This window comes from Neokomagataea thailandica NBRC 106555 (genome assembly GCF_001598495.1).
Lineage (GTDB): Bacteria > Pseudomonadota > Alphaproteobacteria > Acetobacterales > Acetobacteraceae > Gluconobacter > Gluconobacter thailandicus_A.
Window position 1 is genome coordinate 1 of the sequence record NZ_BCZB01000019.1, and the last position, 21,790, is coordinate 21,790.

At 51.7% G+C, this 21,790-nt stretch carries 26 protein-coding genes and 2 tRNA genes; 18 read left to right on the plus strand and 10 right to left on the minus strand.

Annotation, left to right across the window (positions count from 1 at the left end; all coding sequences use genetic code 11):
• Both secD and secF read left to right on the plus strand, forming a co-directional pair.
• A partial coding sequence (secD, locus tag NTH01S_RS07695) for a protein translocase subunit SecD (protein WP_068171989.1) occupies positions 1 to 1,050 on the plus strand: 1,050 nt, incomplete at its 5' end.
• Positions 1,051 to 1,055: 5 nt separating this feature from the next.
• A complete protein-coding gene (gene secF, locus NTH01S_RS07700) occupies positions 1,056 to 1,988 on the plus strand; it encodes a protein translocase subunit SecF (RefSeq protein ID WP_068171992.1) in 933 nt (310 codons plus the stop codon).
• A gap of 108 nt (positions 1,989 to 2,096) precedes the next feature.
• Here secF and NTH01S_RS07705 read toward each other — a convergent pair whose 3' ends face one another.
• Both NTH01S_RS07705 and mscL read right to left on the minus strand, forming a co-directional pair.
• Positions 2,097 to 2,441: a hypothetical protein gene (locus tag NTH01S_RS07705; protein ID WP_068171995.1), complete on the minus strand. Its 345-nt coding sequence runs from the start codon at positions 2,439 to 2,441 to the stop codon at positions 2,097 to 2,099.
• Between the two features lie 9 nt (positions 2,442 to 2,450).
• Positions 2,451 to 2,903, minus strand: a complete 453-nt coding sequence (mscL, locus tag NTH01S_RS07710; protein WP_068171999.1) for a large-conductance mechanosensitive channel protein MscL — start codon at positions 2,901 to 2,903, stop codon at positions 2,451 to 2,453.
• A gap of 202 nt (positions 2,904 to 3,105) precedes the next feature.
• Here mscL and rpmE point away from each other — a divergent pair, with 202 nt between their 5' ends.
• From rpmE to NTH01S_RS07740, 6 genes are all read left to right on the plus strand, one after another.
• The gene (rpmE, locus tag NTH01S_RS07715; protein WP_068172002.1) at positions 3,106 to 3,330 is read left to right on the plus strand and encodes a 50S ribosomal protein L31; all 225 of its coding nucleotides are present in this window, start codon (positions 3,106 to 3,108) and stop codon (positions 3,328 to 3,330) included.
• Positions 3,331 to 3,636: 306 nt separating this feature from the next.
• Positions 3,637 to 3,933: an Hsp20 family protein gene (locus NTH01S_RS07720; protein WP_068172005.1), complete on the plus strand. Its 297-nt coding sequence runs from the start codon at positions 3,637 to 3,639 to the stop codon at positions 3,931 to 3,933.
• A 201-nt stretch (positions 3,934 to 4,134) separates the two neighbouring features.
• A complete protein-coding gene (locus NTH01S_RS07725; RefSeq protein ID WP_068172011.1) occupies positions 4,135 to 4,716 on the plus strand; it encodes a DUF1013 domain-containing protein in 582 nt (193 codons plus the stop codon).
• 107 nt (positions 4,717 to 4,823) lie between these two features.
• Positions 4,824 to 5,024 (plus strand): YdcH family protein, encoded by a 201-nt coding sequence (locus tag NTH01S_RS07730; RefSeq protein WP_068172013.1) that lies wholly within the window; start codon positions 4,824 to 4,826, stop codon positions 5,022 to 5,024.
• Between the two features lie 60 nt (positions 5,025 to 5,084).
• Entirely contained in the window at positions 5,085 to 5,609 is a 525-nt protein-coding gene (gene purE / locus NTH01S_RS07735; protein WP_084367134.1) for a 5-(carboxyamino)imidazole ribonucleotide mutase, read from the plus strand.
• Positions 5,606 to 6,730, plus strand: coding sequence for a 5-(carboxyamino)imidazole ribonucleotide synthase (locus NTH01S_RS07740; protein ID WP_068172015.1), 1,125 nt, complete (start codon positions 5,606 to 5,608; stop codon positions 6,728 to 6,730). The genes purE and NTH01S_RS07740 overlap by 4 nt, the downstream gene beginning before the upstream one ends.
• 65 nt (positions 6,731 to 6,795) lie before the next feature.
• On the opposite strand, the gene radC is transcribed toward NTH01S_RS07740, so the two are convergent.
• Together radC and NTH01S_RS07750 are read right to left on the minus strand one after the other, a co-directional pair.
• On the minus strand, positions 6,796 to 7,479 hold the full coding sequence (radC, locus tag NTH01S_RS07745) for a RadC family protein (RefSeq protein WP_084367136.1): 684 nt from the start codon (positions 7,477 to 7,479) through the stop codon (positions 6,796 to 6,798).
• Positions 7,480 to 7,488: 9 nt separating this feature from the next.
• A complete protein-coding gene (locus NTH01S_RS07750; RefSeq protein WP_068172016.1) occupies positions 7,489 to 8,181 on the minus strand; it encodes a JAB domain-containing protein in 693 nt (230 codons plus the stop codon).
• A 27-nt stretch (positions 8,182 to 8,208) separates the two neighbouring features.
• Here NTH01S_RS07750 and NTH01S_RS07755 point away from each other — a divergent pair, with 27 nt between their 5' ends.
• The 6 genes from NTH01S_RS07755 (at position 8,209) to NTH01S_RS07780 (ending at position 14,859) form a co-directional block, all read left to right on the plus strand.
• On the plus strand, positions 8,209 to 10,446 hold the full coding sequence (locus tag NTH01S_RS07755) for an ATP-dependent helicase (protein WP_068172018.1): 2,238 nt from the start codon (positions 8,209 to 8,211) through the stop codon (positions 10,444 to 10,446).
• On the plus strand, positions 10,446 to 11,348 hold the full coding sequence (locus NTH01S_RS07760) for a 50S ribosomal protein L11 methyltransferase (protein ID WP_068172151.1): 903 nt from the start codon (positions 10,446 to 10,448) through the stop codon (positions 11,346 to 11,348). The genes NTH01S_RS07755 and NTH01S_RS07760 overlap by 1 nt, the downstream gene beginning before the upstream one ends.
• Positions 11,341 to 11,862 (plus strand): GNAT family N-acetyltransferase, encoded by a 522-nt coding sequence (locus NTH01S_RS07765; protein WP_068172020.1) that lies wholly within the window; start codon positions 11,341 to 11,343, stop codon positions 11,860 to 11,862. Before NTH01S_RS07760 ends, NTH01S_RS07765 begins: the two co-directional genes overlap by 8 nt.
• 16 nt (positions 11,863 to 11,878) lie before the next feature.
• Complete coding sequence (locus NTH01S_RS07770; protein WP_068172155.1) at positions 11,879 to 13,663, plus strand: aminopeptidase P family protein; 1,785 nt, start codon at positions 11,879 to 11,881, stop codon at positions 13,661 to 13,663.
• A 49-nt stretch (positions 13,664 to 13,712) separates the two neighbouring features.
• Positions 13,713 to 14,468: a transglycosylase SLT domain-containing protein gene (locus NTH01S_RS07775; RefSeq protein ID WP_068172023.1), complete on the plus strand. Its 756-nt coding sequence runs from the start codon at positions 13,713 to 13,715 to the stop codon at positions 14,466 to 14,468.
• Positions 14,469 to 14,529: 61 nt separating this feature from the next.
• Positions 14,530 to 14,859, plus strand: a complete 330-nt coding sequence (locus NTH01S_RS07780; protein ID WP_267288063.1) for a DMT family transporter — start codon at positions 14,530 to 14,532, stop codon at positions 14,857 to 14,859.
• 172 nt (positions 14,860 to 15,031) lie between these two features.
• Here the strand turns inward: NTH01S_RS07780 and NTH01S_RS07785 are convergent.
• The 4 genes from NTH01S_RS07785 to gatC all read right to left on the minus strand — a co-directional run bounded on the left by NTH01S_RS07785 (position 15,032) and on the right by gatC (position 18,445).
• Positions 15,032 to 15,123: transfer RNA gene (locus NTH01S_RS07785), tRNA-Ser, on the minus strand.
• Between the two features lie 93 nt (positions 15,124 to 15,216).
• Positions 15,217 to 16,674, minus strand: coding sequence for an Asp-tRNA(Asn)/Glu-tRNA(Gln) amidotransferase subunit GatB (gatB, locus tag NTH01S_RS07790; RefSeq protein WP_068172029.1), 1,458 nt, complete (start codon positions 16,672 to 16,674; stop codon positions 15,217 to 15,219).
• A complete protein-coding gene (gene gatA, locus NTH01S_RS07795; protein ID WP_068172032.1) occupies positions 16,671 to 18,158 on the minus strand; it encodes an Asp-tRNA(Asn)/Glu-tRNA(Gln) amidotransferase subunit GatA in 1,488 nt (495 codons plus the stop codon). The genes gatB and gatA overlap by 4 nt, the downstream gene beginning before the upstream one ends.
• On the minus strand, positions 18,158 to 18,445 hold the full coding sequence (gatC, locus tag NTH01S_RS07800) for an Asp-tRNA(Asn)/Glu-tRNA(Gln) amidotransferase subunit GatC (RefSeq protein WP_068172158.1): 288 nt from the start codon (positions 18,443 to 18,445) through the stop codon (positions 18,158 to 18,160). Before gatC ends, gatA begins: the two co-directional genes overlap by 1 nt.
• Positions 18,446 to 18,513: 68 nt before the next feature.
• On the opposite strand from gatC, the gene ruvX reads away from it, so the two are divergent.
• Positions 18,514 to 18,990, plus strand: a complete 477-nt coding sequence (gene ruvX, locus NTH01S_RS07805; RefSeq protein WP_068172035.1) for a Holliday junction resolvase RuvX — start codon at positions 18,514 to 18,516, stop codon at positions 18,988 to 18,990.
• Between the two features lie 22 nt (positions 18,991 to 19,012).
• Here the strand turns inward: ruvX and NTH01S_RS07810 are convergent, their stop codons facing one another.
• The gene (locus NTH01S_RS07810; protein WP_068172038.1) at positions 19,013 to 19,459 is read right to left on the minus strand and encodes a hypothetical protein; all 447 of its coding nucleotides are present in this window, start codon (positions 19,457 to 19,459) and stop codon (positions 19,013 to 19,015) included.
• 282 nt (positions 19,460 to 19,741) lie between these two features.
• Here NTH01S_RS07810 and NTH01S_RS07815 point away from each other — a divergent pair, with 282 nt between their 5' ends.
• Positions 19,742 to 19,987, plus strand: a complete 246-nt coding sequence (locus tag NTH01S_RS07815) for a hypothetical protein (protein ID WP_068172160.1) — start codon at positions 19,742 to 19,744, stop codon at positions 19,985 to 19,987.
• Positions 19,988 to 20,133: 146 nt separating this feature from the next.
• Here the strand turns inward: NTH01S_RS07815 and NTH01S_RS07820 are convergent.
• Positions 20,134 to 20,208 (minus strand) — tRNA-Val (locus NTH01S_RS07820).
• A 75-nt stretch (positions 20,209 to 20,283) separates the two neighbouring features.
• On the opposite strand from NTH01S_RS07820, the gene NTH01S_RS07825 reads away from it, so the two are divergent.
• Together NTH01S_RS07825 and NTH01S_RS07830 are read left to right on the plus strand one after the other, a co-directional pair.
• Positions 20,284 to 21,129, plus strand: coding sequence for an N-formylglutamate amidohydrolase (locus NTH01S_RS07825; protein ID WP_068172041.1), 846 nt, complete (start codon positions 20,284 to 20,286; stop codon positions 21,127 to 21,129).
• Positions 21,130 to 21,138: 9 nt separating this feature from the next.
• Entirely contained in the window at positions 21,139 to 21,741 is a 603-nt protein-coding gene (locus NTH01S_RS07830; protein WP_068172044.1) for a nucleoside 2-deoxyribosyltransferase, read from the plus strand.
• Positions 21,742 to 21,790 lie beyond the last annotated feature (49 nt).

Genomic DNA, 21,790 nt, shown 5'->3' on the forward strand with positions numbered 1-21,790 from the left:
TCCATTGATCCGAGCATTGCCCGTGAAGGCGATGACCGTATTGTGGTGGAACTGCCGGGTGTTTCTGATCCGGAGCGGATTAAGACGTTGCTGGGCACGACCGCGCGTTTGACCTTCCGTCTGCTTGCGCCGAACCCGACGGCTGCGTCCCCCGGTTCAACAATGCTGGAAGATATTAGCACGCACACGCAGCTTGCAGTGCAGGATCATGTGGATGTGGACGGCACAGATCTGACCAATGCAGGTGCTGTGATTGATCAACAATCTGGCGGCTGGGCGGTAACATTCCAGCTCAACAGTACCGGGGCGAGCGCCTTCGGAAATGTGACACGTACGAATGTTGGTCGTCGTTTTGCGATTGTGCTGGATAACAAAGTTATCGAAGCGCCGAACATTATTAACCCGATTACGGCTGGTAGCGGTCAGATTACGGGTGGTTTTGATGCGCGTAGTGCGTCTGATTTGGCCCTTCTGCTGCGTGCTGGCGCCCTGCCCGCGCCGTTGGCTGTGATTGAGCAGCGTAGTATTGGACCAAGCCTTGGTGCCGCCTCAATTCATGCGGGCGTTATCAGTCTCGCGGCTGGGTTTGTGCTCGTGGTCGCGTTTATGGTTTTGTTTTATGCGCGCTTTGGCCTTTATGCAGATATTGCCCTGCTGGCGAATTTAGTTTTGATGGTTGGTATCTTGTCTCTGTTCCAAGCGACATTGACCTTGCCGGGTATGGCGGGGATGTTGTTGACCCTTGGTATGGCAGTTGATGCTAATATCTTAATCAATGAGCGTATTCGGGAAGAAGTGCAGCGTGGTCGTGGTGTTCTCCAAGCTTTGCAAGCGGGCTTTGACCGTGCCACGGGGACTATTATTGACAGTAACGCAACGGCATTCCTTGCCCACGTCATGCTGTTTGTCTTTGGTACGGGGCCGGTGAAGAACTTTGCTCTGACCATTACCATTGGTATTGCCACGACGTTGTTTACAACCTTGGTCCTGTCTCGGTTGTTAATCGTGCGGTGGTATGCCGTGACCCGCCCCTCTAAGCTTCCGGTTTGAACGCCATGCTCTCTCGTCCTCTTTTTCGATTTGTTCGTGACGGCCAGCGCATTGCGTTTATGCGAGGACGTCATATGGGGTTGGTCGTTTCGGCTGTTTTGTCCGCGGCGTCCTTGTTGCTGTTTTTTCAGCCCGGTTTGAAGCTGGGTTTGGATTTTCGCGGCGGTATTGTGGTGGAGGCGCAAACTGCGGCTCCAGCGAATATCAATCAGCTGCGCTCGGCTTTGGATCGCGCTGGTATCCATCCGGATGCAGTGCAATCTTTTGGTTCGGATCGTGATGTGCGTATCTCGGTTAGCGCGCCTGAAGGCGCAGACCGTGAAGCGCGCACTCAGCAAATCGTTGACCGCGTTAAGAACACTCTGGCCAAGGCTGCGCCGGGTACGCAAATTCAGCGTGCTGATGCTGTCGGCGCGTCTGTGTCCCATGAGTTGTTCCGCAATGGGCTTCTGGCGCTGGGTTTAAGCTTGGGGATGATCCTTGTTTATATATGGGTGCGTTTCGAGCGAGAATTTGCGATCAGCGCCGTCCTTACTCTGGTGTTGGATCTGACTAAAACGATCGGTTTTCTGGCCATTACACGTTTTGAGTTTGATCTAGTGATGGTCGCAGCACTGCTGACCATTCTTGGTTACTCCACCAATGATAAGGTGGTTGTGTATGACCGTATCCGTGAAAACCTACGGAAATATCGAACCATGCCGTTGCGTGAGGTCTTGGACCTGTCCATCAACGAAACGCTGAACCGCACGCTTGGGACGTCTATGACTGTCTTTCTGGCGGCCCTGCCTTTGGCTCTGTTTGGTGGAAGTACGTTGACGGGTTTTGCAACCGTGATGTTGTTCGGCATCGTTGTCGGCACGTCATCATCTATTTTTATTGCAGCACCACTCTTGTTGCTTTTGGGTAAGAAGCGCCTACGCCCATCCGGTGAGTAGAGTGGATTAGTCTCTGACGTGACCGGATGGAAAAGCCGCCTCTCCGTATAGGAGGGTGGCTTTTTTTATTGTGCGATGAAGGGATGAGGCCTTGGTGTCGAAACGTTATTATCGTTCAATATAAGATAATAAATCCGATAAGGCTTTGGTGGCCTGAATATCATTGGTGTTTGGCGCAGAGTCATGGTGTTGAAGGTGCCTCTTGAGAGCATTTTCAACAGTTTGTCGAGCCGTATGGTCCAAAGCAATGACGTGATCTAGGTCATTGGAGTGGAGTGTGCCTGTTATGAAGGCGCCGCGCGCAATGCCGTGAATAATTAAATATGTATAAAGTGACGCATTGGGGGATGCGATGACTGGTTTAGGCTGGAGAGTGGCGCAGCCCAGAGAAGACATCAGAAGCAGTGCTGCCGCAAGGTGTGTAACCTTGCGGCAGAAAAGTGCTAAGCGCATTGAAGATTCTTAGCGGCTTGCAAGCAGGTCACGAATTTCTGTCAACAGAACTTCCTCCTTACTTGGTGCCGGTGGAGCGGCCGGAGCTGCTTCCTTCTTGCGGTAAAGCTTACCGACAAGGCGCACGACCCAGAAAATGAAGAAGGCTACGATGATGAACTGAATGACGGCGTTCAAGAAAACACCAATGTTCAGTGTAACAGCGCCAGCTTTTTGCGCTTCAGCCAAGGTCGCCAGATGTGGGCCCTTCAGCGTGATGAACAAGTTGGTGAAGTCAACACCGTTGGTTGCAAGGCCTAGCAGAGGTGTGATGATGTCTTTAACGGCGCTGGTAACGATTGCTGTGAATGCAGCACCGATGACGACACCGACGGCAAGGTCAAGGACATTGCCGCGCATAAGGAATTTTTGGAAGTCAGCAACCCAACCTGGGGTGTGGACTACGCCTTTGGAATCACTCAAGGTAATCTCCTAAAAAACATGGGTGTTCTTACTTCAACGATAACTGGGGCTAGAGGTTTCCGAGGGATTTGCTCGAAGCGTTCGATAATTAAGACAAAAAACGCGAAAAAGTCTTCTTTCATCTCGCGGCTAATTCCGTTATACGGCCCCAATTAAGTCGCCCCGGTCGGTATCGGGGCATTGCGTTATGGAGTGAAGAACCATGAAGTCCGATATCCACCCAGATTACCACGAAATCACCGTCATCCAGACAGATGGCACCGAGTACAAGACCCGTTCTTGCTACGGCAAGCCAGGTGCAACGTTGCGCCTCGACGTTGACCCGAAGTCACATCCGGCTTGGACGGGTGTTCAGCGTATGCTCGACACCGGAGGCCAGGTTGCTAAGTTCAACAAGCGCTTCGCTGGTATCGGCACGCGCAAGTAATAAGCTCCTGAGCTTTTCGATCGCCCCTCTTGTAGGGGCGATTTTTTTGCCTATCTGAGTCGTAGTCTTGATGCCGTGAACGGGTCAGGATCGGTGTCTCCGCGTCGTACTGCCATTTGGGGTGCGCATTGGGAGAAAAACCTGCCAGATAGGAGGTTCTATGAAGAACGATTTTTCGCCTCTTTTGCGGAGCGCGATTGGTTTTGAGCGTTTTGCGCATTTGGTTGCTGCGCCACATGCTCAAGAAACAGTTAATTACCCCCTTATAATATCGAGAAAATTGGCCCGAGTGATTATGCTGTTACGATGGCCCTCGCAGGGTTTGACGCGCAGAATGTGCACGTCATCCACGAGAATGGGGCATTAATTATACGTGGCCGTGCTGTTGAGCATGAGCGGGCACGTAAGCTTTTGCATAGGGGTATTGCGACGCGCCCGTTTGAAAAACGGTTTGCCCTAGCAGATTACAGTGAAGTGACGCAGGCATCTTTTGTGAATGGCGTCTTGTCTGTCATCGTTAAGAACATTGTCCCAGATGAACGATGCGCTAAGGTTATTCCGGTTATGACAGAACAAAAATGTGAAGGTGCAGCGCTGTCTTAAAAACGAAGGAAAATGCTCTGTAACGTGCTTATATGTGGGTTAATACTTGACCTATGGGGGGATGCTGCCCCATAGGAGGAGCACTATCGCTGTGCATCCTGCAGGTGCCGCGACTATGTTCCCGAGCGGGTTCTCCCTCCGGGTCTTCCGCTCGGTGCCTGCGTTTGCCGGCACTTTAGCGCCCCTGAAGGAACGCACATTATGACCCTTCCGTTGATGCCAAAAGCGACTGCCGTTTGGTTGATTGAAAAGACTGGCCTGACATTTGTTCAGATTGCTGAATTCTGCGGTATGCACCCGTTGGAAGTTCAGGCTATTGCAGATGGTGAAGTGGCTGCGGGCATTAACGGCTATGACCCGGTACAGAACCATCAAGTGACGGCACTTGAGATCAAGCGCTGTGAATCAAACCCAGATGCACGCCTGAAAATTTCGTCTGCCGCGAGTCCGGTAAAGCGCCGCGCCAAAGGTGCCCGTTATACGCCTGTTGCAAAGCGCAATGACCGCCCTGATGCGATTGCATTTGTGCTGCGTCAGTTCCCGCAACTGGCAGAAACGCAGATTGTAAAGCTGCTGGGCACGACCAAAGATACCATTATCAAGGTTCGTGACCGTCAGCATTGGAATAGCCCCAACATTAAGCCACGTGATCCGGTCATCCTTGGGCTGTGCACACAGACGGATCTGAACGCTGCAGTGGCTGCTGCGAATGACCGTTTGGCACGTGAAGGCCAAGCTCTTCCGGTTGTTGAGGCATTTTCTGTCCGTGGTGACGAAGACTGATTTTGTGATTGACGGAGTTGTGCATTGCATGGCTCCGTTAGGGACGTTTTGAATGAAGTTGGTGTCTCATTGTTCATGGTAGGATGAAACGGTAGGGGAGCGTAGAGATGATCACTGATGACAGTTTGATGTTGCGCCGTTTGCATGAACTGCGGAGTGAGCATCGTGATTTAAACACTGTTATTGAGCGTTTGATCCGCCACCCTCTGAATCAGCTCCAAATTCTCCGCCTAAAAAAGCGCAAATTGCAGCTTAAGGACGAGATATCATGGATTGAGACACGGCTTATTCCGGATGATATTGCCTAATGTGCCCATCGGGCACCACCACCCTTCCCTTTTGTTCATCAGAAAAGTTTACTCCTGAGCATGAGCCAGACTCTTAACCAGACCGAAATGCTTGTCTCTGATACGCCGGTGCGTGTTGGTGTTATTATGGGAAGCCAGTCTGACTGGGAAACCATGCGTCATGCCTGTGATGTTTTGGATGCGCTCGGGATCGCGCATGAGCGCCGGATTGTGTCCGCGCATCGGACGCCGGATCGCTTGGCGGAATATGCACGGACCGCACGTGACCGTGGTTTGCATGTTGTGATTGCTGGAGCTGGTGGTGCTGCGCATCTGCCGGGTATGTGTGCCGCATGGACGAGCCTTCCGGTGCTTGGCGTGCCTGTTGAGAGCCATGCGTTGCGTGGGCAAGATAGTTTGTTGTCTATCGTACAAATGCCGGGTGGTGTGCCTGTTGGCACGCTGGCAATTGGCAAAGCTGGCGCAAAGAATGCAGGTTTGCTGGCGGCGTCAATTTTATCTTTGGCGGATTCAGAACTGGCTGCGCGTTTGGATGCGTGGCGCGCCATGCAGACAGCAGCCGTTGGGGATGTGCCGGTCGAATGATTGATCAGCAAGCAGTTTTTGCCCCGGGATGCACGGTCGGGATTATTGGTGGTGGGCAGCTAGGGCGTATGTCCGCGATGGCGGCGGCTCGTTTGGGGTATCGGGTTCATGTCCTGAATACTGCGGCGACAAGCCCAGCTATTGAGGTATCTGCCTCAGCAACGGTTGGCTCTTACGATGACCCAGAGGCGCTGAAGGCTTTTGCTGAAAAATGCGATGTGGTGACATTTGAATTTGAGAATGTCAGTGCGGAGGGCTTGGCTTTGTTAGAGCGTTATCGCCCAGTCCGGCCTGCTGGTGCAATTTTGCAAGTTAGCCAAGATCGTATTTTGGAGAAGACACGTCTGACACAGGCTGGTGTGTCTTTGGCACCGTGGCGTGCGGTATATGGGCCGGAAGACCTTGCGGCGCTGCATGATTTTGGTTTTCCGCTTATCTTGAAAACAACGCGTTTTGGATATGATGGGAAGGGGCAGTTTCGGGTTGCGGATGCTGCGGAGCTGGATGCGTTGGAAGATCTGCCCTACCCGCTCGTGGCGGAACGGCGCATTGATTTTGCGCGTGAATTAAGTGTTATGGTTGCGCGTGGTCTTGATGGTCAAATCCGTTGTTTTGATACGGTAGAAAACCGCCATCGTGATGGTATTTTGGACATCACGTTAGCGCCTGCACCGATTAACCCTGTTTTGGCGCAAGAAGCACAGTCTATGGCTGTGCGTATTGCTGAGGAATTGGCATTGGTGGGGATCATGGGCGTGGAGATGTTCCATGCGGCAGATGGCTCTTTATTGGTCAATGAAATCGCGCCGCGCCCGCATAATTCGGGTCACTGGACGATGAATGCTTGCCTTGTTGACCAGTTTGAAATGCATATTCGTGCTGTGACGGGCTTGCCGCTCCCGCCTGCGACGCGCCATTCCGATGCTGTGATGCATAATTTGATCGGGCCGGATGATATGGCACGTGTACCCACTATTTTGGCTGCGGATGATATGGCGCTGCATCTCTATGGTAAAAATGATGCGCGCCCCGGTCGTAAAATGGGTCATGTGAACAGTATCTTCCCGAAAGGGGCGCTGCCGGGTGAGTTGGCGTTAAGCCATCTTTTGCCTCAGAATTAAGGGTATGAGGAGTTATCCTTGGGTTTGAATACTGACAGGGTAGCTCCTCTTTTGGGGCGTTAAAACTATAATAAGTTCTTATTTTTAAAGCTAATATGCTGTCCGTTGCCGATAATGAAGTGATCCACTAGTCTTGTACCAACAGTGTCTAACGCTGCCTTGACGTGTTTGGTCATGATAAGATCGGCTTCAGACGGCGTGGGGTCCCCGCTTGGGTGGTTATGTACGAGTACAACCTCTGTGGCATCTAACTCCATAGCGCGGCGTGCAACCTCACGGGGGTAGACAGGTGTGTGATTGACCGTCCCGCGTGCTTGCGCCTCATCTTTGATGAGAGAGTGGCGTTCGTTTAAAAATAAAACACGGAATTGTTCGATATTTTCTCGTGCCAAACGAGAGGTAAGGTAATCGAGTAGCTTATTCTCGTTGTTTAATAAATTATCATTAGGTAATCGTTCTTTATTATAGCGTAGTGATGCATCCTTTAAGACTTGTAACATCGGAATGATATGTATTCCAATCCCTTCAACGCTTGTGAGTTCTTTGCTCGATATGGAGAGAAGAGTGGCGAGTGATGTAAAACGTGATGATAAGGTAGCGCTGAGTGCTGTTTGTTCACGGCCTGTTATGCTTTTTAAAAATAGGTCTATGAGTGTTGCTTCGTTGAGGTGCCGCCCTCTACCGCTAATGAGGGCTTGCTCTGGCGTCAGGTCGTGTATGGGGGCTTTGTCTGTCGTTACCGTGGTCATAGAAAATATCTAAAATCGTCCTTCTTGGCGCATGCTGCGCGGGGCAGGATTATGGTCTGTGATTAAAATATCATGCACGGTAATAGAGAGGCATTGGGCGGATGAATCAAGGTTTTTAGCGATTGTATTGAGGACTGTATCTTTGTCTGCAGGGTGTACAAACAGCCCAATAAGAGCCGTTGCGTGAAGGGTGAGAGCACGGCGGAAAATACCGCGATGACGCGCGGTCATGTCAGGATCATCTGGCGCAACTTCGTCTGCTAAAAGACGGTTGCGATTATCAAGATATAAAATGCGGAATTGATTATGGACGGCCCCTTGAGTAGCGCTGGTGAGATAGGTGCTGAGCTGTGCCCAATCCCCCAATGTTATGAGATGTCTGGGTTCGGCTTGTGCTAAGCGTTCAGCGCCGATGGCGGGTAGGCGTAAGGCGCGGATAGAGGCATCATTGAGGCCGGAGGCGCGTAAGGCGGATGTGGGGGCACGAAAAACGTTAATCAGTGAGCCGTATTGGGCCAGTAAGCCTTTGGCGATGGGTTTTGTGTCTCGGCGCGGTATGCCTAGGAATAGTAGCATCTCAAGCAGTTCATAATCTGCGAGTGTCTCTGCACCGTTATTGAGAACGCGCGCGCGCATACGTGCACGGTGCCCTTGTGGGCCTGTACCACGATTGCGTGGTTCAGTAGGATAAGTGTTGGCCATGAGGCCATCACACTCTATATTGGAAGAGTGCCGCAAGACCTTTCTTCCCCTCGCCCTGATTATCTCACGCGCCTCAATCCAGAGCAGCGTCGTGCCATTGAGACGACCGAAGGGCCGCTCCTGATTCTGGCTGGTGCCGGAACAGGAAAGACGCGCGTTTTAACAACGCGTTTCGCGCATATTTTGCTCACGGGCCGTGCTTATCCGAGACAGATTTTGGCTGTGACCTTTACCAATAAGGCTGCGCGTGAAATGCGTGAGCGTGTTGGTGTGTTGTTGGGAGAGCCTGCTGAGGGGCTTTGGCTTGGCACGTTCCATGCCATTTGCGCCAGAATGCTGCGCCGCCATGCGGAATATGTTGGGCTTCAAAGTGGCTTCAATATCATTGATACAGATGATCAGATCCGTCTGCTGAAGCAGGTTATGGAACCATATAAAATTGATACAAAACGGTGGCCGGCCAACCAGTTGATGGGGATTATCCAACGCTGGAAAGACCGCGGCCTTACGCCGGATCGTGTCGGCACGGCAGATGATACGGATTTTGCAAATGGCCATGCACGTGCGATTTACCAAGCGTATCAAGCGCGTTTGATTGCCCTGAATGCGTGTGATTTTGGTGATCTGATGTTGCATATGGTGGAGATATTGCGGAGCCAGCCAAGTGTTCTGGAGCAATATCACCGTATGTTCCGCTATATTTTGGTAGATGAATACCAAGATACAAATACCATTCAGTATCTTTGGCTACGGCTGCTAGCGAAGCGCGGCGATGGTGTGTCGAACATTGCCTGTGTTGGTGATGATGATCAGTCTATTTATTCATGGCGTGGTGCTGAAGTAGAAAACATTTTACGTTTTGAGAGAGATTTCTCCGGCGCTGAGATTGTGCGATTGGAGCAGAATTATCGTTCGACGGAGCAAATACTTGCTGCAGCATCCGGGCTGATTGCGCATAATGAGGGCCGCTTAGGTAAGACGCTACGTAGTGGCAAAGATGACGCGGCGGGCGAGAAGGTGCGCATCATCGGGGTCTCTGATTCTGAAGAAGAAGCCAGTGTTACCGCTAAAATGATTGAGCGTTTGCGTCGCGAGGGGCATAAACTCTCTGAAATTGCCATCTTAATGCGGGCGGGGTTCCAGACGCGGCCCTTTGAAGAGCGTCTTTTATCGACGGGTATTCCCTATCGCATTGTTGGTGGTTTGCGCTTTTACGAGCGGGCGGAAATTCGGGATTGCTTGGCGTATATGCGTGCCCTCACCCAGCCTTCCGATGACTTGGCGTTTGAGCGTATTGTAAATACCCCTAAACGGGGTGTCGGCGCGGTGGCGCTGCAAAAATTACGTCAGCATGCGATGAGTGGCGCCGGGGCTTTGCAACACGCGGTGCAAGATCGGTTAGCCACGGGCCTTTTGAAGGGAAAATCCGGCCTAGCTTTGCAGGGTTTGATGGATGCGTTTGAGCGGGCCAAAAAAACCATAGAGACGGAAGGCCATGTTGTTGCGGTAGAGCAGCTTTTGGAAGATTCTGGTTACTTGCAGATGCGGCGTGATGATCGCTCTGTTGAGGCACCGGGGCGTTTAGAGAACATTCGTGAGCTGATACGGGCCATTGGTGATTTTGCGACGTTAGAGGAGTTTCTCGAGCATGTTGCACTGGTCATGGATGTGGAGAATGAAACATCTGAGCAAGACCGTGTGAGCCTGATGACGATTCACGGTGCGAAGGGCCTAGAGTTTGATACGGTGTTCCTGCCTGGCTGGGAGGAAGGAGTGTTTCCGTCACAGCGTTCCTTGGATGAAGGCGGGAATAATGCGTTGGAGGAAGAGCGGCGCTTAGCCTATGTTGCACTGACGCGTGCACGTTTGCGGGCGATTGTGTTGCATGCGGCGCGCCGACGGATTTTTGCGAATTGGCAATCTTCTATTCCGAGCCGCTTTATTGACGAAATCCCTGCGCGTTATGTACAGCATTCGGGTTATCAGGTGGGGCGTAGTCATGATACAAGGCATGACCGTTTTTCTGGAGGCGCCTCTGTGTTTGCATCAGGCCCTCTTGTGGCACAACGCTCATCCGCAGCGCGTCCGTCACGCCCGTCGGTTGCGGCCTTAGCGGCTACGCGTATGCCGCCGGGAACATCTGTCTTTCACGCAAAATTTGGTGAAGGTGTGGTGCTTTCTGTGGATGGTGAGCGGTTGGAAATTAATTTTGAGAATGGTGGAGTGCGGCGCGTTATGGCCAATTTTGTGGAGATCTGCTCATGATGGCCCCTCGGAGCATTGGCCGGCGTCATGCGACGCAGTTGGAAACGATTTCCATTACCGTTTTGGAAGAGCATGTTCCGTTGTTTGAGCAGGCTTTGGCTTGTGCGTGTGAGACGGTGGGCATGTTTGAAGCCGATGATGAGCAAAAATACTGGCGCCTTGAAGGTGTGAAAGATATTGGGCACCGTGAGGAAGATCTGGAAAATGCACTCGCTGTTGCGCGCGTTTTAACGGGCACGGATGCCCCTCTTCTGCGTGAGGCAACAGAAGCTGAAGGCTGGTTGGCGCGAACGTACGAATCTTTTCCTCAGCAAGATGTCGGGAAGCGCTTTGCTATTCGTGGTACGCATCTGCATGGTGCACCTGATCGTTCACGTTTGACGATTACGCTTGATGCTGGGATTGCTTTTGGTTCAGGTGAGCATGGTTCGACCCGTGGGTGCTTGCGTGCTTTAGAGCGTATTGCGTACCGTAAGCCACGGCGTATTTTAGATATGGGTTGCGGTTCAGGCATTCTGGCGATGGCGGCAGCAAAGATTTTGCATAAGCCAGTCTTGGCGGTGGATATCGAGCCTTGGTCGGTTCGTACGGCTGAAATGAATGCACAGATGAATGGCTTAAGTCATTTGTTAGATTGCCGTTTTGGTAATGGTTGGCTGACGCCATCTGTCCGGCGCGGTACGTATGACTTAGTGTTTGCGAATATCTTGGCGCGCCCGTTATGTCGGATGGCCCCTTCCCTTGCGAAGCGCTTAGCTCCTGGCGGGACGGCGATTTTGGCAGGCTTGTTGGTAACACAAGCGCGTATGGTTTTAGCGGCGCATAGAGCGCAAGGTCTTGTTTTGGAAGCGATGCTCCGTGAGGGTGACTGGGCAACGTTGATTGTCCGTAAGCGTGGCTGATCGCAGCATTACAGTGCGTGCTGCGCATGACGGCGATCTTGAGGTTATTCTTGAGATCACCAATCATGCTATTTTACACACAGACGCATTGTGGCTCGATACGCCGTTGACCTTGGCGCAGCGGCGCACGTGGATGGAGCAGCGTTTGTCTGCGGGGTACCCGGTTTTGGTGGCATGTGGCGCGAATGATGTGCCTCTGGGGTTTGCCTCTTATGGTGCATTCCGCCCCTTTGAGGGATATGCTCATACGGTAGAGCATTCTGTGTATGTCTCTCCGGATCATCAAGGGCGTGGTATTGGAGCGTCTTTGCTTTCAGCGCTGATTGACCATGCGCGGTTAAGGAAGATGCGCGTTATGGTGGCAGGAATTACTGCGGGAAACCGAGCGTCAGAGGCGTTGCATCATCGGTTTGGATTCCAAAAATCTGGGATTTTACCACAAGTGGGCTATAAGCAAGGGCGCTGGTTAGACCTGCTTTTCATGACACTGTGCCTGAATACACAAAACGACTGATTGAAAGTTTTTAATGATGACGTTTGCGCTCTCTCCGTCTGAACGTATTGCTGCTGTTCGTGCTGCTTGCAGTGCGGCCAGTGTTGATGGGTTTATTTTGCCACGTGGTGACGAATTTCTTGGTGAGTATGTTGCGCCATATGCTGAGCGTTTGGCGTGGCTGAGCGGCTTTACGGGGAGTGCGGGACTGGCAATCGTATTGCCGGGGAAAGCGGGGTTGTTTTCGGATGGTCGCTATACCGTGCAAATGGAGCAACAGGCACAGCATGATGTGTGGAGCCGGTGTCATATCATTGAGCACCCCCCTGCTGCTTGGCTTGCAGAGCATGCACAAGGTCTGTGCGTTGGGTACGACCCGAAGTTAGTAAGCCGTGCCATGCTGAATGCGTGGACGACGCCTGGTGTGACCTTTGTGCCTTTGGCGAGTAATCCGGTTGATCAAGCTTGGGCCGATCAACCACAAGCTCCGCAAAGTGTAGTCTTTCCGCAATCTGATGCGGATGCAGGGCAGAGTTCTGAAGAGAAGCGTCATCAGATTGCCGCGCAATTGCAAAAAGATGGCCATGACGCTGTGATTTTAGCGGATTGTACGTCTCTTGCGTGGCTGCTGAATATCCGTGGTGATGATGTACCCCTGACGCCCGTGGCACAGGGTTATGCAGTGTTACGGTCAGATGCGCATGTAGAGTTGTTTATTGCGCCAGAACGCTTGGAAGCAGGTTTGGCGCAAGCGTTGGGGGATGAAGTTTCTGTACGCTCCCCAAAAGAATTGGCCATGAGCCTTGCTGAGCTTGGTGGTAATGTGGTCCGGATTGATCCAGCAACAACGCCGGTATGGTTTGAAACCGTTCTGGTGGCACATGGTGCTGAGATTGATCATGCGTCAGACCCTTGTACTTTGCCAAAAGCGATTAAAAACAGTGTTGAACAAGAAGGTTCACGTCGCGCTCATGCGCTAGACGCGATTGCTGTGACACGCTTTTTGTATTCGTTAACGCAGTCTGCTGCAGGTAAGCACGAAACGGAACTGTCGGATCGTTTGAATAGTTTTCGTGAGCAGCATGCCGATTATCGTGGACAGAGTTTTGATGCGATCTCAGCATCTGGGCCGAATGCAGCTTTCCCGCATTATAAGGCGGAAGTAGGGCGTGATAGCGTTTTACCGGCTAATAGTGTGTATCTCATTGATAGTGGTGGGCAATACCCGTTTGGTACGACGGATATTACGCGTACTGTATGGATCGGCCCTGAGCGTCCTTCGGATGCCGCGAAAGAAGCATTTACGCGCGTTTTGAAGGGAAATATTGCCTTGAGTTTGGCTCGTTTTCCAACGGGAACACCGGGCTATCGTTTGGACGCTCTTGCGCGAGCATCCTTGTGGGATATTGGGCTGGATTATGACCATGGCACGGGCCATGGAATTGGTAATTATTTATCGGTTCATGAAGGGCCGCAGAATATTTCGCCCGCGCCGCGTCCAACGGGTTTGGTGAACGGTATGATCGTTTCCAATGAACCGGGTTATTATGAACAAGGCGCATTTGGTATTCGGATTGAAAACCTTTTGCTGGTGAAGGATGTACAGCTTACTGCAAAGGCGAAGCGCCCATTCTCAGAGTTTGAAGTTCTAACTTATGTGCCGATTGACCGTGCGTTGATTGAGCCCTCTTTGCTTGATGACCGTGAGCAAGCTTGGTTGAATGCATATCATCAGGAGGTTCTTAAACGTGTGGGCCCATCTCTTGATGGAGATGAGCGTGCATGGTTAGAAGTCGCTTGTCAGCCAGTTAAAGCCGGATAACACAGCCCTATTAGGGGTTTCTTAAGGAAAATTGTGGAGATTAAGGCGCATGACATGGCGCTTTGTCTCTACGATCTTTTTTTTTATGAACGTCCCTGCCCTTGCATATGGTGGGGATGAGACCGCGTGCCAGATTGCAGTGCAGCATGTGGAACATGAATCTGCGCTTCCGTTCGGGCTGTTGGGGGCCATTAGTACAGTTGAAAGTGGTCGCCATCTGACCAAAGCGATGCCGCGTATAGCGTGGCCATGGACGGTGAATGCTGAGGGAAAGGGCTATTTCTTTCCAAGTAAACAAAAAGCGATTGAGGCTGTTTTAGCCTTTCAACAACGCGGCCTGAATTCCATTGATGTGGGGTGTATGCAGATTAATTTACATCATCATGCTGAGGCATTTTCATCATTAGAGCAGGCATTTGACCCTGTGGAGAATGCACGTTACGCAGCCCATTTTCTTAAAGAGCTCAATAGTCAGCATCGTGGGTGGTTTGCAGCTACGGCCGCTTATCATTCTCTCACCCCGGGTTTGGGACAAGACTATGCCCGACATGTCTTTGCTGCATGGAAGGGCGGAGATGATTCGTATCATCCTCCTGATTTTCTGCCTCAGGTCATTATGACATCAAGCGGGCCGCGGGTGTTTATGCCTTTATTTGCGACTCAACGGCCGCTTGTACGGCAGGTACCGCCCGCTTTCCCGCTTTCTCATAACAGTATGATCGGAAGTGCCTCTGGGCTTGCGGAGAACATGGGGCGTAATTTGGCATCTTATCGTCGGGCACCAACACGTTTATGGCGCCAATAACGACGGAATCTTGTAAGGAGAATTGCGCTTAAGGTGTATTGCCTTCTGGCAGGAGGAACTCGTGACGTATTTTTATCTTATGATTGCCATTGTTGCTGAAACAATCGCGACTTCTTTGCTGAAGCAAAGTGAAGGCTTTACGCGTCTTGTCCCGACGCTCCTAATGGGCTGTGGTTATATTGTTGCTTTTTATGCACTGTCGCTGGCGTTAAAAGACATTCCCACCGGGGTGGCGTATGCAATTTGGTCTGGTATTGGTATTGTTTTGATTTCTGCGGTAGCTTGGGTTTTCCAAGGTCAGAAACTCGATATTCCCGCCATGATCGGTATGGCATTTATTATTGCCGGCGTGGTGATCATGAATGTGTTTTCAAAAACGGCAAGCCACTAAGAGTATAGCTCATGTGCTACGGTGCTTCAAAAGTATTGTAGGAGACAATCTCTCGACAGTAACTGTTAAGCGCCGTTCAAGCATTACACCACCATGGTGTGGTACGAAGTCACAGTGAATAATGCGTGATTTTTATATAGGATAAATGGTTTTTATAAGGAAGATAAATAACTGGCGGAGGGGATGGGATTCGAACCCACGATACGAATTTCTCCGTATAACGGATTAGCAATCCGCCGCCTTCAGCCTCTCGGCCACCCCTCCGCAGGAAACGCTGTTTTTATGCAGCGTTTGCTGGAGTGTTACTAGGGGGAAATTCCTTGCAGGTCAAACCCCCTAGAGCAATTTTTTTTAAATTTATGCGTCTAACAACTTACGTAGAACGTCATTGACCATTGCGGGGTTTGCTTTCCCCTTCATAGCCTTCATGGATTGTCCAACGAAGAAGCCAAAGAGCTTGTCCTTGCCGCTCTTATATTGCTCAACCTTATCAGCATTTGCTGCTAAGATGGCATTGATAGCCGCTTCAATTGCGCCCGTATCTGTAACCTGACGCAAGCCTTTACGCTCGACAATGGCGCTGGCGGAATCACCCGTCTCGACCATGTCTTCCAGCACTTCTTTTGCGATCTTACCGTTAATGGTTGAATCGGAAATTAGGCCGAGCAACTCACGCAAGCCTTCAGCGCTGACGGGGCTGTCTTCAATGGTGCGGCCTGTACGGTTCAGTGCGCCGAAGAAGTCACCCAAGATCCAGTTGGTGGCCAAGCGTGCATCGGCACCTTTCGCTACGGTCTCATAAAAATCCGCAACAGCTTGCTCAGCCGTTAGAACGCCGGATTCATAACGTGAGATGCCGTATTCTTTTTCCAGACGGGCGCGTTTGTCTTCCGGTAGCTCTGGCAGAGCAGCCTTTAGCTCATCCACCCAAGATTGTTCAATCTCAAGTGGCAGCAGATCTGGGTCAGGGAAGTAGCGGTAGTCATGCGCGTCTTCCTTGCTGCGGAGGGAGCGCGTTTCTAAGCGAATATGGTCAAACAGGCGGGTTTCCTGATCAACTTCACCGCCATTTTCCCAGATTTCAACCTGGCGGCGTGCTTCCACTTCAATGGACTGCATGACGTAGCGAATAGAATTCACATTCTTAATTTCGCAGCGTGTACGGAAGCCTTCTTCACCGGGGCGGCGCACGGAGACGTTAACGTCTGCGCGCATGGAGCCTTCTTCCATGTTGCCGTCACAGGTGCCGATATAGCGCAGAATTTGGCGCAGCTTACGCAGGTAAGCGCCGGCTTCTTCTGGGCAGCGAATGTCTGGCTCGCTCACGATTTCCATCAGAGCTACACCAGCACGGTTGAGGTCAATGAAGGAGCGTGTTGGGTCCTGATCGTGAATCGATTTGCCAGCATCTTGCTCCAGATGTAGGCGTGTTACGCCGATTTCGCGCGTGCTGCCGTCGGGTAGATCTACAACGACCACGCCCTTCCCGACGATCGGATGCGCAAACTGGCTGATCTGATAGCCAGTTGGAAGGTCAGCGTAGAAGTAGTTTTTACGGTCAAAGCGGCTGAACAAATTGATTTCGGCATTCAGGCCAAGACCCGTACGCACAGCTTGCGCAACGCATTCAGCGTTTAGCACTGGCAACATGCCGGGGAAGCCAGCATCCACAAGGCTAACATGCGTGTTTGGCTCGCCGCCATAGGTGGCAGATGCCCCGGAGAACAGCTTGGCTTGGCTGATAACCTGTGCGTGGACTTCAAGGCCGACAACAATTTCCCAATCGCCGGTGTTGCCAGTGATAACGGTGCTCATGCTGGGTTCCCTGCGTGAATGGTTGGTCGGTGCGTGAAGGAAGCTGCTTGTTCCAGCACATGGCCTGCGGCAATCAGCGTTTCTTCATCAAAGAATTTGCCGATGAGTTGCAGGCCCAGTGGTAGCCCCTGCCCGTCCAGCCCTGCCGGAACGGAGAGAGCCGGCACACCCGCCATGCTGGCTGGAACGGTGAAGACGTCATTGAGGTACATTTGAACGGGGTCGGACGGCTTCTCGTTGAGGGCGAAAGCGCTGGATGGTGCTGTCGGCGTCAACAGAACATCCACATCTTCATAGGCTTTCAAGAAGTCTTGCTGGATCAGCGTACGGACCTTCTGAGCGCGCAGGTAGTATGCGTCATAATACCCTGATGACAGAACATGCGTACCAAGGAGAATACGGCGCTTTACTTCTTCACCAAAGCCAGCAGCACGGCTTGCTTCGTACATGGCATCGAGTGAATCGGCCTTTACACGTGCGCCGAAACGGAGGCCGTCATAGCGGGCAAGGTTGGATGATGCCTCGGCAAGGGCCGCGATGTAATAGGTTGGAAGGCCGTATTTTGTGTGCGGCAGAGAGACTTCTTTGATCTCTGCACCGGCTTCGCGCAGCCAGTTGATGCCTTGTTGCCACAACGCTTCAATTTCGGCAGGCATGCCGTCTGCATGATATTCCTTCGGAATGCCCACGCGCAGCCCCTTGACGCCACGGTTCAATGCAGCTTCATAATTGGGGACAGGTGTATCAACACTTGTGGAATCACGCTGGTCGAAACCTGCCATAGAGCGCAGAAGAATGGCGCAATCTTGCAGGTTGCGTGCCATCGGGCCTGCTTGGTCTAGCGAGCTTGCGAAGGCAATGGTGCCGAAGCGTGAGCAGCGGCCATAGGTTGGCTTAATGCCCGCAATACCCGTATACGCTGCTGGCTGACGGATGGAGCCGCCTGTATCAGTGCCGGTTGCGCCGAGTACGAGGCCAGCCGCAACGGCAGCAGCAGAGCCGCCGGATGAGCCGCCCGGTACGAGTTTCTCATCAGAGCCGTTGCGCTTCCATGGGTTGATAGCCGGGCCGAACGCAGAGTTCAGGTTGCCGGACCCCATAGCGAATTCATCAAGGTTCAGTTTGCCGAGGAATACGGCACCATCACGCAGAAGGTTGCTTGTGACTGTGCTTTCATAGGGCGGCACGAAGTCACGCAGAATGTTGCTCGCTGCCGTGGTGCGTGTACCGTTTGTGCAGAACAGATCTTTAATACCAAGCGGCAGACCGCACAGCTCCCCGCCCTCACCTTTTGCCAGCGTTGCATCAGCGGCGTCAGCGGCTTTGAGCGCGCTTTCTGGTGTGGTGGTGATGAAGCTGTTGAGCGTACCATCAAGGCGCTCAATCGCAGAGAGATGTGCTTCGGTCAGTTCACGTGCTGAGATTTTGCGTGCGCGCAAAGCGTCACGCGCAGAAGCGAGTGTGTAATCAAAAGGAGTAGACATTATTCAACGACCTTAGGCACGGTGAAATACGGACCTTCACGGTCGGGGGCGTTGGATAGAACGTCATCAGGGCGTTCACCATCCGTGATTCGGTCTTCACGAAGGCGCGGCTTCGCAAGGCCTGTGCCGATCATCGGCGGGACGTCCGTGACATCCAGTTCATTAAGTTGCTCAACCCAGTCGATGATGGAGCCCATGTCTTTTTGCAGGGCTTCCACTTCGGCGGGAGCAAGACCAATACGTGCCAGTCTGGCAGTGCGTAAAACCGTTTTCGCGTCGAGCGACATGAAGATTCCTGAGTGAGAGGAAATTAAGAGTGGCTTTTCAGCCTCAGGATAGATCATAACGCCGTGTTATGTCCCTGTTCAATCCACAAGACTTACGTATCAGCTTAAAGGCTGGTCAACGCGTGCTCGGAATCGATCCCGGAGCACGCACAATCGGCCTCGCATTGACCGACGTGTCTCTAATGCTGGCCTCTCCTTTTGCTTCTTTGAAGCGCCGGAAGCTTGGCGAAAATGCTAAGGAAATTGCCGATATTATTGCCCGCCAAGATATTGGCGGCTTGGTTGTGGGGCTGCCATTAGGGCTGGATGGGAGCTTCGGACCGGCCGCGAGGGCAGCGTCTGACTGGACGGAGGCACTATCAGAGCGCGTTGGGGTTCCAGCCTGCGTGTGGGATGAGCGGCTCTCATCCAGTGCGGTGAATCGCTTTTTGATCAGTGAAGCCGATATGACTCGCGCACGCCGTGCGGAAGTCGTCGATAAAATGGCGGCAAGCTATATGCTGCAAGGATGGCTGGAGGCCTCTGAGCCGCCAGCCGATTACTAAAAATTTGAAGTGGTGGGTGGGTTTACCACCCATACCCTCCAAAACCTGGGCCAAAGCCAGGTCCCATGCCGAAGCCGGGACCCCACCCGCCCCACGCGCCCCAATTCCAGTTGGCGTCATTATATTCTTGGGCAGTCATCTGCTGTTCATCAGCAAGGTTTTGTTGCTGCTGATATTGTTGGTAGCGACCATAGGCATCTTGTGACCCGACATAGAGGCAATCACAGACCGTTGGGTCAGAATACACATAATTGACCGTGTCACCGTTGATGCGGCGTAGGAAGCGGTGTGCTGGTAGGCGTTTGAGCATGCTTAGACGTTCCGGCGTATTTGCGGGCTTCGCAACAAATCCGGCGGCGGCGAGGTGATCTTCTTTATCGCTCACTACTTGTTGTGCCGATTCGCAGGCGGTGAGAGACAGAAAGCTCGTTAGCACGAGTGCGGCGGTAGCTTTTGCTTTTATGGACATAGAAGTTTCCTCGCCAGACGTCTTAATAGGACAACAAAGACGACTATAGTCCAGTTTTTGTATAAGGGTGGTGACAAAAAATTTAAGTTTTCTATGCCAGTATTTTTTCACTTCTGAAGCATCAAAAAAATTGGGAATTTTTTTTGGTGACATTTTTTAGGCATGGTGACGGCTTTTGCCCAGAAGATAGCCGTTTTTTAGAAAACGCCCTGATTAAGGGGTGATTGACTTTTAGCCGTAAGCTGGGCCTTCATCACCTCAGTTTTAGAAAGGGCTATGATCATGGCTGAAGAAGAAGTTGCAGGTTACCTGATTCGTCGTGAACTCGAAAACGGTGATGAAGAGTTCTGGAATGTTGATAACGGCTGGGTTTCTGACCCGGGTGAATCTGAGCTGTATGAAGAGGAAGACGCAGCTTCCGCTCAAGCAGATGAACTCCGCGCAAAAGATACGCTCGTCGTGACGGTTGAAGAAGTTTACTTCGACGATGAAGAGTATGTCGACGAAGATCACGACGACGAAGCCTAATTAGGCCCCTCGCCCGTAGCGACAGTGCGCTGCGTTATGGGCGAGGATATTTTAAGAGAATTTTTAAGCGCGTAGCGCTGTAACGTTAATTTAACGTTTTATTTAGAAGAAGTATTTTATTTTTTGGATTTAATGACCGAGCCGGGTGGTGGGCGCAACAGGGATTGAACCTGTGACCCCTACCATGTCAAGGTAGTGCTCTACCGCTGAGCTATGCGCCCTCCGGCTCGGTGAGGTGGTGTTTAGCTGTATTCGTGGGGGGTGACAACCCCTTAAAAATAAAAAATTATCATTGAATGCGATTTTCTTCTCCCCCCTCCTTTGTGTCGGTCGAAAAGCCTCGGTTTTCTGCCTGTAAACCACTTCTGGTGTCCTCTCCACATTCTGGGCGCTATTATCCAGAGTCTTTTTTGGCGGCGTCTTGTTTGTCTGAAGCCTCTCTGCGGCGTACGGAAGATCGTCATATGGACTGGTTTTGTGATGGATTGGCAGAAGATGGTGTAACGGTAATCAAAACGTCCTTGCCGCGTGTTTGGTGCGGTGTGAACCGTGGGGCTGCTGAAATTGACGAGCGTATGTTTCGCCCGCCTCCTATGGGCCGTCATTTTGAGCGTACAGATAAAGTCCGCGCGGGGTTTGGGGTTATTCCACGCCTCGCCTCGCACTCGATACCAATTTATACGCATTGTTTGCCTCTGGAAGAGTTGGATCAAAGGCTGTCCGCTGGGTGGTTTCCTTATCATGCGGCTATAGAGCGTGAACTGGCACATTTGTCCCAGCAATACAGTCGGGGCGTTGTGCTATTAGATATGCACTCTATGCCTCCTCTCCCAATTTCTGCTCCGTGCGATATTGTTTTGGGGGATGTGCATGGGCGGTCGTGTGATTTTGAGGTTACGGCCGCTGTGCGAGACTTTTTTCAGAAACGCGGTTATGCCGTGCGGCTTAATGCTCCCTATGCGGGCGGGTATATTACTCAGCATTATGGTCGATCGACGCAAGGCCAGCACGCACTGCAAGTTGAAATAAATCGTTCCTGCTATTTGAATATGAATACTTATGAGTTGTCTAAAAATGCAGAGATCGTAAAGCGTGATATACGTGATATGATATGCTTTTTAGCGCATGAGATAATGAAATAGGATTTTTGCATGACGCGGATCGAGAAAAAAAATCCCAAGGTCTATTTGGCGGGGGACCTCGTTTTTCGTCCGGATGCATTATCTATTTTTCGGCAATTAAAGTTGATTTGTGCGGATTACGGGCTGATTGGTGTTGCTCCTTTTGATGGACAAGAAGAAGCGCGCCACCTCCCCCCGGGGCGAGAAACAATTTTGGCGTTTGTGCGTGCTGACCGTGATCTTATGGATGAGTGTGATGCGGGGCTTTTTTGCGTTGATCCATTTCGGCGTAGTGCCGACATGGATCCGGGAACGGCTGTTGAAATTGGCTATATGCACGCCCAGAGAAAGCCGCTGGAGGCTTATACTGTTGATAGACGTTCATATCCGCAAAAGGTGGAGGATTATTGGGGGAGTGTTTTCAAAGCCCCTTTGCGGCCTAGGGTAGAGAGTGACGTGCCTAGCTCAGGCGCGATGGAAGACCCCGATGGTATGCTCGTGCATTCTGAGGGCATGCTGCAGAATGGTATGGTTGATGGGTTTATTATGTTTTCTGGTGGGAAGATTTCTAGCGCCGATGATTTTTTCGACGCATTTTGTTTGGCCGCGCAGCGTTTAGCGGGACGGTTGTGACTGTATAACAGTTTTTTGAAGCATACAGATTTGAAGTAAAGGATTAAAC